Origin of the sequence: Nostoc sp. CCY 9925 (genome assembly GCF_963920935.1) — a bacterium.
GTDB lineage: Bacteria > Cyanobacteriota > Cyanobacteriia > Cyanobacteriales > Nostocaceae > Nostoc.
The window spans coordinates 1-12,552 of record NZ_CAWUDO010000160.1 but is presented as its reverse complement, the minus strand read 5'-3'; the positions used below and the strand labels follow the sequence as shown (position 1 = coordinate 12,552).

At 40.6% G+C, this 12,552-nt stretch carries 14 protein-coding genes and 1 pseudogene; 9 read left to right on the top strand and 6 right to left on the bottom strand.

What is annotated here, in order from left to right; translation table 11 throughout:
• The first annotated feature begins 210 nt into the window (after positions 1–210).
• Together ACM0OY_RS37350 and ACM0OY_RS37345 are read left to right on the top strand one after the other, a co-directional pair.
• Complete coding sequence (locus tag ACM0OY_RS37350; RefSeq protein WP_414573759.1) at positions 211–594, top strand: hypothetical protein; 384 nt, start codon at positions 211–213, stop codon at positions 592–594.
• A 192-nt stretch (positions 595–786) separates the two neighbouring features.
• On the top strand, positions 787–1,167 hold the full coding sequence (locus ACM0OY_RS37345) for a DUF6632 domain-containing protein (RefSeq protein WP_073639239.1): 381 nt from the start codon (positions 787–789) through the stop codon (positions 1,165–1,167).
• Between the two features lie 65 nt (positions 1,168–1,232).
• On the opposite strand, the gene ACM0OY_RS37340 is transcribed toward ACM0OY_RS37345, so the two are convergent.
• Positions 1,233–1,532 (bottom strand): hypothetical protein, encoded by a 300-nt coding sequence (locus ACM0OY_RS37340; RefSeq protein WP_414573758.1) that lies wholly within the window; start codon positions 1,530–1,532, stop codon positions 1,233–1,235.
• 168 nt (positions 1,533–1,700) lie between these two features.
• On the opposite strand from ACM0OY_RS37340, the gene ACM0OY_RS37335 reads away from it, so the two are divergent.
• The 5 genes and pseudogenes from ACM0OY_RS37335 (at position 1,701) to hisS (ending at position 5,879) form a co-directional block, all read left to right on the top strand.
• The gene (locus ACM0OY_RS37335; protein WP_414573757.1) at positions 1,701–2,348 is read left to right on the top strand and encodes a hypothetical protein; all 648 of its coding nucleotides are present in this window, start codon (positions 1,701–1,703) and stop codon (positions 2,346–2,348) included.
• A 37-nt stretch (positions 2,349–2,385) separates the two neighbouring features.
• Positions 2,386–2,493, top strand: a pseudogene (locus tag ACM0OY_RS37330) (hypothetical protein); the annotation flags it as partial.
• Positions 2,494–2,606: 113 nt separating this feature from the next.
• Entirely contained in the window at positions 2,607–3,887 is a 1,281-nt protein-coding gene (gene aroA, locus ACM0OY_RS37325; RefSeq protein ID WP_414573756.1) for a 3-phosphoshikimate 1-carboxyvinyltransferase, read from the top strand.
• Between the two features lie 13 nt (positions 3,888–3,900).
• Positions 3,901–4,347: a DUF3598 family protein gene (locus ACM0OY_RS37320; RefSeq protein ID WP_414573755.1), complete on the top strand. Its 447-nt coding sequence runs from the start codon at positions 3,901–3,903 to the stop codon at positions 4,345–4,347.
• Between the two features lie 143 nt (positions 4,348–4,490).
• Positions 4,491–5,879 carry a histidine--tRNA ligase gene (gene hisS / locus ACM0OY_RS37315; protein WP_414573754.1) on the top strand — a complete coding sequence of 463 codons (1,389 nt, stop codon included), beginning with the start codon at positions 4,491–4,493 and terminating at the stop codon, positions 5,877–5,879.
• Between the two features lie 94 nt (positions 5,880–5,973).
• Here hisS and ACM0OY_RS37310 read toward each other — a convergent pair whose 3' ends face one another.
• Positions 5,974–6,867, bottom strand: a complete 894-nt coding sequence (locus tag ACM0OY_RS37310; protein WP_414573761.1) for a LysR family transcriptional regulator — start codon at positions 6,865–6,867, stop codon at positions 5,974–5,976.
• 177 nt (positions 6,868–7,044) lie between these two features.
• Here ACM0OY_RS37310 and ACM0OY_RS37305 point away from each other — a divergent pair, with 177 nt between their 5' ends.
• Together ACM0OY_RS37305 and ACM0OY_RS37300 are read left to right on the top strand one after the other, a co-directional pair.
• Positions 7,045–7,329 (top strand): hypothetical protein, encoded by a 285-nt coding sequence (locus ACM0OY_RS37305; protein ID WP_414573753.1) that lies wholly within the window; start codon positions 7,045–7,047, stop codon positions 7,327–7,329.
• Positions 7,330–7,333: 4 nt separating this feature from the next.
• A complete protein-coding gene (locus tag ACM0OY_RS37300; protein WP_414573752.1) occupies positions 7,334–7,987 on the top strand; it encodes a glutathione S-transferase family protein in 654 nt (217 codons plus the stop codon).
• A gap of 71 nt (positions 7,988–8,058) precedes the next feature.
• Here the strand turns inward: ACM0OY_RS37300 and ACM0OY_RS37295 are convergent, their stop codons facing one another.
• From ACM0OY_RS37295 to ACM0OY_RS37280, 4 genes are all read right to left on the bottom strand, one after another.
• Complete coding sequence (locus ACM0OY_RS37295) at positions 8,059–8,568, bottom strand: N-acetyltransferase family protein (RefSeq protein ID WP_414573751.1); 510 nt, start codon at positions 8,566–8,568, stop codon at positions 8,059–8,061.
• Between the two features lie 222 nt (positions 8,569–8,790).
• Positions 8,791–9,345: a pyridoxamine 5'-phosphate oxidase family protein gene (locus tag ACM0OY_RS37290; protein WP_414573750.1), complete on the bottom strand. Its 555-nt coding sequence runs from the start codon at positions 9,343–9,345 to the stop codon at positions 8,791–8,793.
• 236 nt (positions 9,346–9,581) lie between these two features.
• Positions 9,582–10,103, bottom strand: coding sequence for a DUF937 domain-containing protein (locus tag ACM0OY_RS37285; protein WP_414573760.1), 522 nt, complete (start codon positions 10,101–10,103; stop codon positions 9,582–9,584).
• Positions 10,104–10,322: 219 nt separating this feature from the next.
• Entirely contained in the window at positions 10,323–12,023 is a 1,701-nt protein-coding gene (locus ACM0OY_RS37280; protein WP_414573749.1) for an ATP-binding protein, read from the bottom strand.
• Positions 12,024–12,552: the final 529 nt, after the last annotated feature.

Below are 12,552 nucleotides of genomic sequence, written 5' to 3'. Positions count from 1 at the left end.
CACAACACAAGTCGATTCGTTCACAACACAAGTCGATTCGTTCACAACACAAGTCTGTTCTTAACAATTTGTTATCTAGCGTTGTATAATTACTGAGCTAGCAATGCAATCTTATTTAAAAAAACACTTTTTTTTGCAAGTTTTACTGAACCACTACATTCTCTTCTTGAGACATTCTAGAAAGATAAGTTTAGTAAAAGGTGTGCATTAATGCCACGCAAACAAAAAACCTCTCCTCTGCTAGAAAAAACCGAACAGAAAATAATCGGATTTAAATCAATTAATTCCAGCTTAGATTTTGGTGATTCCATCAGTTTAAACTATTTAACCGAGTTAGCTGAGCAACTCCACAACGAGATCGACCAGTATAATATGATGCTAACCGCCCTTGACTCGGCAAAGGCAAAAATACAAACCCTTGAAAAGACCATCCGCGAAATCTCAGAACGCTTGGTTAGTGGTGTGGCGTTGAAGTATGGCAAAGACAGCCGCGAATACGAGATGACAGGGGGAGTACGCAAAAGCGATCGCATTCGTAAAGCCACTATTACTCGCTTAAAATCCACCGCAGCGGCCGCTAAACAGACGGGATGATACTAGTGGCATCATTCACCGTGAGTGATGCCCATTGCCTTGCAGACATTCAGTGTTGGATCAACTTTAAACCAAGAGGAACATCAAGATTCCTAACACTCCTAAGTTGAAGTGTCACTGGTGAGAATACTATTAGAAATAGGCATTCCATTAGTAGAAACTACCCTGAAAAAATAGTGTGAGGTTGGAGTAATGGATGAGCAGCATCGGTACTTGCGAATTGCCCTTGTTGTTGTTGGAATTGCTTTTCTCCTGGTCTATCCGTTGATGAAAGTCTGGTCATCTGGCTGGTCATGGCAACCAGGTCAATATGAATACGAACAGATGATCGTGGGTGTTTATGCGACGCTCGGTGTCTTTTTACTATGGGCTTCTCGAAAACCAGAAGCGCATCTGAGTTTAATCTGGTTCACCGTCTGGTCGAGTTTTGTCCACGGGCTGATCATGGCGGTACACGCAGTCATTGACCCTGCGGAACGTGGACACCTGTTCGGCGATATTCCAGCATTGATCTTAGTAGCAATTGTCCTTGGTTTCCTAGCATCACGCGAAGTAGCGCCAGTGAATGAATGAGCGCGACATAACAAATTAAATGCAGTAAATAGAGTTATCTGCTTCCAGTGAGCTTCGTAGCTATACTACGGTGAATGATGCTCATTGCTTTGCCATCGCACTCTTGAGAAGATGCGATCGCAGGCGGCGGGACTGGCGAAAGATATTGGTGTGGATAAAGAGGTTATACCAATTCGCAATGGGCTACGCCCCGCTACGCTAACGCAATTCACAATTATTTGAGTCAGAATTTCGGCACTAATTAGCGTTAAATGTTTGCAGACTTTTTGCATTGCAGAATTTTCAGCTAGAATTTCGGCACTAATTAGGGTTAAATCTTCATCACACCCTACTTGCAGCAATCTTTTGAGTAACTCGGTTCCCAAACTTTGACATTGGTAGCGATCGCTTAACTTTTAAAACAGTCGCTACAAGCGATGTCTACGACGGGCTACGCCTACGCACTTGTCTGTGAAATTGCATGATGACATTGCAGGAATTGCAAAATCAAGCATTGTAAAGAACTTATTGAGATTAATCATAAAGTAATTTAATTGTCAGAACACAAAGGACAAAACCATTTAAATATTATCTTATCCATCAAAATTGAAGCTTTTGAATATAAAGATATGGGTACAACCTTACTGCTTTCTGAATTTTTAGTAACTGGCTTAATCGCGCTCCTTTCAATTTTTTTTAGTGTCCTTTCATTCTTCAATATCTATGATATATCTACCTGGTTTCAGAGCAATAATCTTGACAAATCTATTCCCCTAATAGTATTCATTATTCTCCCTTTGTCTTATATTTTGGGAGCATGTTTGTATCGTTTTATGTCTCCAGATACTTGGAGTGTTTTTATAAAATTTTTCTTTGAAAATCATTGTGTCGATAGGAAAGAAGATAAGAAGTTAATCTTGATATATCAAAATGGCTCAGACAATTTAGTCAAGAGAATTGAGTACATACAAAATTTAAATAGATTATTCAGAAATTCATTGCTTATTACTCCATTGTTCGGAATAAGTTTTACGTGCTGGCTCACCAAAGGCTGGATAAGCAATTGGAAAGCTGGAGTCCTTTCAGTGATGATTTCCCTTGTTGTCTTTTGTCTATCTGCTATTAACTGGTTAGGAACTACACGTGAATTAAGTTACACGTTAGATAGAGCAACAAGTCTTTTAACGGAAGAAATGAAGTAAAAAGTAAATCCCCATAAATAAATTTAGGAGATTCAAAGTTTTTCATGTTGCGGTGCGAACGCTAGCCGCACCAGCCCTCTCAATTTTTGGCAGCTACAGCGATGTCATGGCAGCCCGTGGTACTGGTTTTGCCAGTTTATCTTCTAAAGAATTTACGCCAGCGATAATTAAAGCCGTCTTTGATAACCTTCCCCACTCCCAACTCATAATATGCGAACATAATTAAGTTGTAGCTGACCACCTGCACAGAGGTTAAAAGTGGATACCATTGAAATCCCTGCTCTGAATCGCCCAATAAACGCCACGGTAGAGATTCCTGGTTCTAAAAGTATTACTAATCGGGCATTACTTGTCGCAGCCTTAGCGCAAGGCGACTCGATTTTAGAAAATGCTCTATTTAGTGAAGACAGCAATTATTTTGCCAAATGTTTAGAACAATTAGGCATCCCCATTACCCTAAATCCTGACCTAGCTCAAATTCAAATAGCAGGAAAAGGAGGCGAAATTCCCGCGAAGCAGGCCGATTTATTTGTGGGTTTAGCAGGTACAGCAGCAAGGTTTATTTCGGCGCTGGTAGCACTGGGTAACGGCGAATATCGGCTAGATGGCGTTCCCCGGATGCGAGAACGACCAATGGGCGACTTGCTAAAGGTGCTGCAAAGTAGCGGAGTAACCGTTAACTTCCAGGGAAATCCTGATTTTATGCCTTACACCATCTACGGTGGGCAGTTTTCTGGGGGGCATTTTCGCTTGAAAGCTAACCAAACAAGTCAGCAACTTTCGGCATTACTCATGATTGCGCCCTATGCTCAACAAGACACAATCATTGAAGTTGAGGGGACATTGGTTTCTCAATCTTACGTCAAAATGACTTGTAAGTTGATGGCGGATTTTGGCGTGGAAGTCAATCAAATCGGCGAAAATCAATTCCAAATTCAAGCAGGTCAGCGTTATCAGCCTCGACATTACACAATAGAACCAGATGCGTCGAATGCTTCTTACTTTTTTGCCGCCGCCGCCGTTACTGGTGGACGAGTGCGGGTAAAACATTTGACCAAACAATCTTGTCAAGGTGATATTCTTTGGCTCAACGTTTTAGAACAAATGGGTTGCCAAATTCGGGAAGCTGATGATTACACCGAAGTCACAGGCCCAGAGCAATTGCAGGGTATCGATATTGACATGAATGATATCTCAGATTTAGTGCAAACCTTAGGAGCGATCGCTCCCTTTGCCACTTCACCTGTTACCATTCGCAATGTCGAACATATTCGCTACAAAGAAACCGACCGCATTCACGCCGTAGTTACCGAATTGCGTCGCTTGGGAGTTCAAGTTGAAGAATTTGCAGATAGACTGAAGATTGAACCAGGCCCTATTACTCCAGCAGCAATTGAAACCTATCACGATCATCGCATGGCAATGGCATTTGCTGTCACGGGCTTAAAAGTTCCAGGGATTGTAATTAAAGACCCAGGTTGTACAGCAAAAACTTTTCCAGATTACTTTACCCGATTTTTCAAAATGTTAGAACAATAAAAGGTGAATAGCCATGTCTAATATCAAAGAAGGAATGCCCGTGCTTGCCCGTCATGAAGGAGATTGGGTAGGCACTTATACATTAGTTGATACAGCTGGAAAAATTATTGACAGCTACGAATCTCACTTAACTTGTCAATTTCCAGAAAACGGCCCTCATCCTTACTACCAAATCAACCGCTACACATGGGCTGACGGTAAAAAAGAAGAGTACGAATTCCCCGGAATATATAAAGATAATAAACTTTGGTTTGACACCGATCGCATTGATGGCAAAGCCTGGGAAGCCGACGATTCTATAGTGATTTTGTGGTTTGCTTATAAGACAAACCCAGAAATGAGCTTATATGAAATGATTTACATTAGTCCAGATAATAACAATCGTGCCCGGACTTGGCATTGGTTTAAAAACGGTCAAATTTTTCAACGCACCCTCATTCAAGAACAACGGCTAAAATAAAGCGATCGAGCAGAATTCAGAATTCAAAATTTAGTAGGGTGCGTTATGGACGTAAGTCCTAACGCACCGAAAATCTCGAATGGTGCGTTAGCCTACGGCATAACACACCCTACTAAAAACTAAAATCTAAAAGTGTATCAAGTATGGCAAAAGGTGACAAAATAAACTTTTCTACTCCTAGCGGTTTCCCAGAATTTCTTCCTAGCGAAAAGCGCCTAGAATTATATTTATTAGATACCATCCGTAGAGTTTTTGAAAGCTATGGATTTACGCCCATTGAAACCCCAGCAGTAGAACGTTTAGAAGTCCTACAAGCAAAAGGAAACCAAGGCGACAATATCATTTATGGAATTGACCCCATCTTGCCACCAAATCGCCAAGCCGAAAAAGATAAATCCGGCGAAACTGGTTCCGAAGCAAGGGCATTAAAGTTTGACCAAACAGTGCCATTAGCAGCTTATATTGCTCGTCACCTCAATGAATTAACCTTTCCTTTTGCCCGCTACCAAATGGATGTAGTTTTTCGCGGAGAACGCGCAAAAGATGGACGTTTTCGCCAGTTTCGACAATGCGATATTGATGTAGTTGCTCGTCGAGAACTGAGCTTGCTTTATGATGCTCAAATGCCTGCAATTATCACTGAAATATTTGAAGCAATTAACATCGGTGATTTTCTCATCCGCATCAATAACCGTAAAGTGCTTACAGGTTTCTTTAAATCATTAGGAATTGCCGAAAACCAAATTAAATCTTGCATCAGTATTGTTGATACCCTAGAAAAAGTTGGGCAAAATAAAGTCAAACAAGATTTAGAAAAAGAGGGAATTTCCGCAGAACAAGCTGAAAAAATAATTGAATTTGTTAAAATAAATGGCTCGGTTGATGCAGTATTAGATAAGCTCAAACATCTAGCAAACAATCTCCCAGAAACCGAAAAATTAAGCTTGGGTGTTACCGAACTAGAAACAGTAATTACAGGCGTGCGTAATCTCGGAGTTGCCGAAAATCGTTTTTGTATTGATTTATCTATTGCTCGTGGACTTGATTACTATACTGGTACAGTTTACGAAACAACTTTATTAGGACACGAAGCCTTAGGTAGTATTTGTTCTGGCGGCAGATATGAAGAATTAGTCGGAGTATTTTTAGGCGAAAAAATGCCTGGTGTTGGCATTTCCATTGGCTTAACTCGCTTAATTAGTCGATTGCTCAAAGCAGGTATTTTGAGTACCTTAGCTGCTACACCAGCACAGGTGATGGTAGTGAATATGCAAGATGATTTAATGCCGACTTATTTAAAAGTTTCTCAACAACTGCGTCAAGCGGGAATTAATGTTATCACTAACTTTGATAAGCGTCCCTTGGGCAAACAATTTCAGTTAGCAGATAAACAAGGAATTCAATTTTGTGTGATTATTGGTTCTGAGGAAGCAGCAGCGCAGAAATCTTCTCTGAAAGATTTGAAAACAGGCGAACAAGTAGAAGTTTTGTTGGAAAATTTGCCAGAGGAGGTTAAACGCAGACTGGCTTAAAACTGTGGTTAAGGCAAGAGACGCGATAAATCGCCGTCTCTACAAAACGATTGATATTGTAGAGACGGCGATTTATCGCGTCTTTACTCCTATATTAATAAGCCGATTTAGCTAAGGTATAAAAATCAAATTTTTTCAACATCTCTAAAAATGTAAACACCGCAGGTACTTGCAAGCCATTAGATAAAATTGCTGTTGCAATTACTCTCTCAATGGGTGCTGGTAAACTGTATATCTGTACCTTTGGCGGAATGGGTACAGCTGCTAAACGAGGCATAATAGCAGCCCTAAGTCCTTGATTTACCATACTCACAACTGTGGAATCTTCTTGAATGTCGGTAGCAGTAGTTATGGGAATTGCTAAACTCTTGAGATGGTTGTGAAGAATGCGTCCACAAGGTGTACAAGGAAGCAAAACTGGTGGATAGGCTGCTACGTCTTCCCAAGTGATTGCTTTGCTGTTAATTTTGGCTTGTGGTGGTAGTAAAGCTAGATATTCATCGCGAAAAATTTCCCAAGTCTCAAACTCATCACTAGTTGGTAAACAGGTAATACCAATATCAGTACGTCCGTCACGCAAACATTGTTCTACATCGGTGAAAGCAGCACACTCTATAATGGTGACAGCAACTTCTGGGAATCGATCGTGAAACTGAGCGATCGCTTTTGGTAATAAATGAGTAGCTACACTGCGAAAAGCCGCAATTCGTACATGGCCGCCATGTAAACCTTTATGTAGATTTGCTTCGTGTTGCATCATCTCTAGATGTTGCATTGCCTGATGCGCGTGATATAGTATACGCTCACCAGCAGGTGTCAGCACTGCACCGTGACGACCTCTGGCAAATAAAGGCACACCTAATTCTTCTTCTAAAGTGGCGATCGCATGACTAATTGCAGGCTGAGAAAGCTGCAATTCTAAGGCTGCTTCACTAAAATTACCACGTTCTGCTACTGCAACTATGGCTCGAAGTTGGGAGAGTTTCATGGTCAATTGACGAGAACAACGGTATACGCATCCTGATTTAATTGTGGCAAAAACCTTGTATTCATGATTTCTCATATCTATAAATTAAATTTATAGAACCTATACAAGCCATGATTTGATTCCTTGCTGCAAGGTTGCTACTGTTTTATTTATAGAGCAACTGTCAGGAATAATTTTATGAATAATCAGACGAAATGTCTAGAAGCAGAAGAAATAGACATAACTTGTAGCCCCTCATTCTATAAAAAAGTTAATTTAAACTTTTGGGAATCTCTGCATAGTATCTGGGAAAAATTTGTCCGTCAACTTCTAGCAGATCCTAACGAATTACAAGTTACACAAAAAGTTGACCGCCACGGTAATATTTATTGGCAAGCTTACGACCCTGTAACCGGAAAATCTTTTGCATCCGGTTCCGAAGTTGACGTGTCTATGTGGATTGAACAGCTTTACAGGTACTAAAAATATGGCACAACTAACTTTGGTAATTGGCAATAAAAATTATTCATCTTGGTCGCTTCGTCCTTGGCTAGCGATGAAACAATTTGGCTTGGAATTCGATGAAATTCGGATTCCGCTTTACGGTTCAGATTCTTCATCAAAAACTCGGCAATACTCGCCATCAGGAAAAGTACCTGTACTCTTACACGATACGCTAAATGTCTGGGATTCTCTTGCTATTTGTGAATATTTAGCTGAAGCATTTCCGACTCTGCAATGGTGGCCAGAAGATAAAGCAGCAAGAGCATTTGCCCGTTCTATTACTGCCGAAATGCACTCTGGTTTTCAAAATTTGCGTCAGAATATGCCGATGAACTGCCGCACTAAATACCCTGGCAAAGGTTTAGCATTTGGCGTCCAGCAAGATATCGATCGCATTACAAGTATTTGGAAAGAATCACGCCAAAAATTTGGGACTACAGGCAATTTCTTGTTTGGTAATTTCACAATTGCTGATGCGTTTTTTGCTCCAGTGGTCTTACGGTTTGTAGCTTATGATGTGCAATTAGATGCTGTTTCTCAAGATTATGTCGAAGCAATTTTAGCACTGACAGCAATGCAAGAATGGATAAATGCAGCCAAGAGTGAAACAGAAATTCTTTCCCAATTTGAGTTTTAAGGAAAAAACTAAAGTAACCTACTTAAGATTTACTTCAATTTATTCTGAATTCTGACTCCGTAATTCTCTTTTCATAAATCAACTTTCATTTTTAAAGAGATTCCACCAACTCGGTTGATTGTCTCGCTACCGGGGACGAATTCAAAACCTAATCTTTTATATAAAGCCAAGGCGGGATTTGTCTTTCTAGTGCTGAGTGATACTGATGGGTAGGATGTTTTGGCTGCTGCTAATAAATGCTTGAGTAGCTGTGTTCCTATGCCTTGATTGCGATATTCAGGGAGAATTGCGATCGCTAATTCGGGAATGCGATCGCAAATATAACCATATCCTTTATTTTCACCTGTCAATAAACGCAGCCATGCTGCTCCTACTGGCTGATTAGTACTTTCTAAAATAGCAACAAAGCCACTATCATCTTTTCCTCCCCAATTTTTCACATATTTCACTAAATCAGGATGATTCATTGCATCCTCTACTGAAAAATTACCTTCTTCTCCCAGATGTGCTGCTTCGTAAAGCATTTGCCACAGAAAAGGCTGATCTTTTTCTGTGAGTGCACAAATCGAATAACTTACCATGTCTTAATACCAAGTTACCAAAGTTAATTTTTTTTAGAATCAAAGCAGCTATATAATACCAATTTGAATAATAATTGCCATAACAAAAACCTGCCCAGTAAGTGTTTGAAAATTCCAAATCCTAAATTCCAAATCCCAAATGGTATTAGTGCTTATGAAGTAAATAATACTATCTTAGTTAACTTGGTATAAATCCTGCCCAATAACCTGCTTTTGCCAAAATTAAAATGATTTACTCAGTGGAGTCGATAAACCATCAAGGCTGACGAGATTTTTCTGCTGTTGATATTCTCTAACTCCCTGCTCGCCTTTTTTTCTAGCCCAGTTTACTAGAGTTTGGCGCTGACCTCGATATTCATAGAGTGGTACACCAAAACCACAGGAGGTCTGTACTTGTTGGATATCGGCGACGATAATTTGACGAGTTCCAGGTATTTCTGGAAATAGACAGTATAGTGAGTTCCAGTCTGGAGAAGTCGATAAAATTGTATTTCCTCGACCATAAAGACGCAGGATACAAGCAGGTTCTTCAAAAGCGCAAAACATGAAAGTAATTCGCCCATTTTCTTCTAAATGGGCGGAAGTTTCGTTACTACTGCCTGTAAGATCTATATAACCTACTCGGTTGGGAGAGAGGATACGAAAGCAATCCAAACCTTTAGGAGACAGGTTAACATGACCTGTAGGGCTTAAAGGTGCAGAGCCAACAAAGAAAATATGTTGGGCAGCAATAAAGTCTTGCAGTTCTTCAGTAATACAGTCAAAAAATTTAGCCATAGACTGTCTGATTTGTGTTAGCAGATTTCCCTTCTTCTCAGCCTATGTCCAAGCTAAGAATCTAGCAAGGCCTATTTGCCGATGTCTCATGACAAGGAGATTGTTGTAGTGAGTGAAAAGATGAGGGGGATAAGGGAGGTGGGTAGTGGGGAGTAGGGAGTTCGTAGAGACGCGATGAATCGCGTCTGTATGCAGTAGGGGGGGATGAGGGAGGTGAGTAGTGCAGGGAACTATTGTTATCTTATGTAACGATTGGCCATTTGCAGGGCGTCGGCGATATCAACATCTCCATCACCGTCAGCATCTAAAAAGGAATTGAGTACAGGATTACCGCCAGCTTGGGGATTTTGAGCATTGGCGCCTGATTGTAAAAAATTCAGTACTAGAGGTACTGCTAAAGGGAGCAATTGTTGAACCATACCGGGATCTAACCCTGTGCGCTGGGCAGCAATTTGAGCTACTTGCTGTTGTATACCAGCAGGAAATAAGGAATCGACTGCTTGGGGGTTAGGAGAAGTACCAGCATATTGATTGACTAGACTTTGTGCAGCTTCATTACCGTCTGTGGCTTGCTTTTGTTGTAAAGCAGAACGAACTTGACTACCCACAATTGACAAAACTGACTGGATAGTAGAAGGGTCTGTGCCAGTACGATCGCTCAGTTGATTTACAGTGTTAATAATACTTCCTAGTTGACCTAAGCTGCCCTGTTGATTGGGATTAGCCACAGCACCGAGAATTTGATCGAAAAGTCCCATAGGTTTGTTTTTCCCTTTGTTCTCAAAAAGCTTGCCAAAGCTAGCTTCAAAGCTTTGATGACAGCGAACTTTGGTAAGTCCACCAAGAAATTTTGACACGCAAGCTTATACTTGCTGCTGATTATTATCAAAAAATCAACTTTCAAATGCTAGTACCCCAAGGCGGAAAAATGTAGAGACGTGGCAATGCTACGTCTGTCTACAAAAATTTTGGGTAACTTAGGTGCGAGAAATTGGCAGAGTAATAGCAAACTCTGTACCTTTATCTAACTCAGACTCGCAGCTAACTTTACCTTGATGTTTTTCTACCACAATCTGATATGCGATCGCTAGCCCCAAACCAGTACCAATCCCTCGCGGTTTGGTGGTGAAAAATGTTTCAAATATTTTGTGCAGATTTTCCGGCGAAATTCCACAACCGTTGTCTGCAATTCGCACGATCGCCCAATTATTCTGACAGCATTCTGTGATAATGGTAATTTCAGGTAAAAATTCAGGATTCTCGGCTGCTTTTTCCTCCACAGCATCGATGGCATTGCTTAAAAGATTCATAAAAACCTGATAAAGTAAACCTGTATAGCCTGGAATTGTTGGAATTTCTCCATAATTACGAATCAGGCTAATACCATTTTTCAGGCGATTATTCAAAATTAATAGTGTACTATCTAGACAAGCGTGTAAGTCTAATAACTGGACTTCGCCTTCATCTAAGCGAGAGAAATCTTTTAAACTTCGGACAATTTCTCGCGTGCGGTCAGCGCCAACTTTCATTGAATTAAAGAGTTTTGGTAAATCTCCTAACATAAACTCTAAATCAATTTCTTCTGCTAAAGTTTGCAAAGCAGGTGAAGGTTCAAGTACTTCGGCTTGATAAGCTTGGAGTAGCGCTAACAAATCATCAGTATAAGTTTTTGCATGTACGAGGTTGCCAGAAATAAAATTTATGGGATTATTAATTTCGTGGGCAATGCCAGCCAACATCCGCCCTAAACTAGACATTTTCTCACTTTGAATTAGTCGTGCTTGGTTTTCGGCTTGTTGTTCTACTAATAGGTGCTTTACCTGTTGAATTAGCTGATTAAGAGAGTTAGCCAATCCACCAACTTCATCTTCTGTAGTGATCGGCGCTTGCAAATCAAAATTGGCTTCTTGGGTAACTGTTTGGGCAATATTTGTAACTGCGTTAATCGGACGGGCAATAACACTACTTGTATAGAAAGCAAGGATAGCTGCCATCGCCACTGACAACAGCATACTAGCAATAATAATCTGAGCTTGGATTAACGCAGCTTTTTCTCGAGCTAGGTCAGCGTGCTCTTGATCTTCTTGAACTGTTTTGGCAAACTCAGTTAACTCATGGGCAAATTGATAAAACTTCAAAGCATCCTGACTTTGACTAAATTTCGAGATTAATTGCTGCGCTTTTAATGCTCCCTGTGGCTGTGAACTTAATGGCAAAATTTTCCGAATTAGCGACCTCAGTTGCTCAAAATATACATTTATTGAGTTGTCATGCTTGAGTAGCAGCAGGTGTAAATCTCCTTGGAAATGGGTCTGACTAAATTCTTCTGCCTGAGAAAGCAATGTTTCAGCTTCGGCCAAATCGGTCTTAAAACTAGATATTCCTCTTTGCAAAGCTTGTGGCTGCTGTAAAAAGGGGACTATTTCTTGCTGATGAATTTGTATTTCCAGCAGTTCTCCTTGCAAACTACTTAGTAAGCTTCCTTCCTCATCTGCCAAGACCATTTTTTGTCTAGCTTGTTGCAAATAGCGATCGCCTATTACCAATCCTGCTGTTGTTCCCAAAACTGCAATTCCTAAAGCTAGTCCGTACCCACAAACAATTTTTTGCCGAATACTCAGCCGGTGAAATACTTGTTTAACCCAGTTAGAGTATCTTAATTTTGGTGTGGCAGTCATGGTATAACTCGCTGTTGGATTAACTAGGGAGTGGAGAGTCGAGGACGCGGTGAGTGGAAGCAAATTTGATACAAAATGCGCTCTCAGTTTATCAAAAGTTGCTTTTTTGTACCCTGGTCAAAAATACTGAAAGTATGAAGAAGTAGGAGCGTACAACCAATTCATCTATTCAATACCTTCGCCATTTTTTTGTAGGTTGGATTAAGCGAAGCGAAACCCAACAAATACGTTGGGTTTCGTACTTCAACCCACCTACAAATCAAGACATGTTTCGATTTGGCAAAGGTATTGCTATTGCAAAGCCGTATTTGAGCCTCAGAAGGTCAAAATTAAGCCTCAGAAGGTCAAAGTCGAGCCTCAGAAGGTCAAAGTCGAGCCTCAAAAGGTCAAAGTTGAACCTCAGAAGGTCAACTTGAGCCTCAGAAGGTCAAAATTGAGCCTCAGAAGGTCAAAGTTGAGCCTCAGAAGGTCAACGTTGAGCCTCAGAAGGTCAAAGTTGAGCCTCAGAAGGTCAAAGTTGAGCCTCAGA

Bases quoted from the DNA above. Each gene is read 5' to 3' on its own strand.
- ACM0OY_RS37290 (WP_414573750.1), bottom strand. From the start codon at position 9,345: ATGGCTAAATTTTTTGACTGTATTACTGAAGAACTGCAAGACTTTATT.
- ACM0OY_RS37310 (WP_414573761.1), bottom strand. From the start codon at position 6,867: ATGAAACTCTCCCAACTTCGAGCCATAGTTGCAGTAGCAGAACGTGGT.
- ACM0OY_RS37295 (WP_414573751.1), bottom strand. From the start codon at position 8,568: ATGGTAAGTTATTCGATTTGTGCACTCACAGAAAAAGATCAGCCTTTT.
- ACM0OY_RS37280 (WP_414573749.1), bottom strand. From the start codon at position 12,023: ATGACTGCCACACCAAAATTAAGATACTCTAACTGGGTTAAACAAGTA.
- ACM0OY_RS37285 (WP_414573760.1), bottom strand. From the start codon at position 10,103: ATGGGACTTTTCGATCAAATTCTCGGTGCTGTGGCTAATCCCAATCAA.
- ACM0OY_RS37350 (WP_414573759.1), top strand. From the start codon at position 211: ATGCCACGCAAACAAAAAACCTCTCCTCTGCTAGAAAAAACCGAACAG.
- ACM0OY_RS37320 (WP_414573755.1), top strand. From the start codon at position 3,901: ATGTCTAATATCAAAGAAGGAATGCCCGTGCTTGCCCGTCATGAAGGA.
- ACM0OY_RS37300 (WP_414573752.1), top strand. From the start codon at position 7,334: ATGGCACAACTAACTTTGGTAATTGGCAATAAAAATTATTCATCTTGG.
- hisS (WP_414573754.1), top strand. From the start codon at position 4,491: ATGGCAAAAGGTGACAAAATAAACTTTTCTACTCCTAGCGGTTTCCCA.
- ACM0OY_RS37305 (WP_414573753.1), top strand. From the start codon at position 7,045: ATGAATAATCAGACGAAATGTCTAGAAGCAGAAGAAATAGACATAACT.
- ACM0OY_RS37345 (WP_073639239.1), top strand. From the start codon at position 787: ATGGATGAGCAGCATCGGTACTTGCGAATTGCCCTTGTTGTTGTTGGA.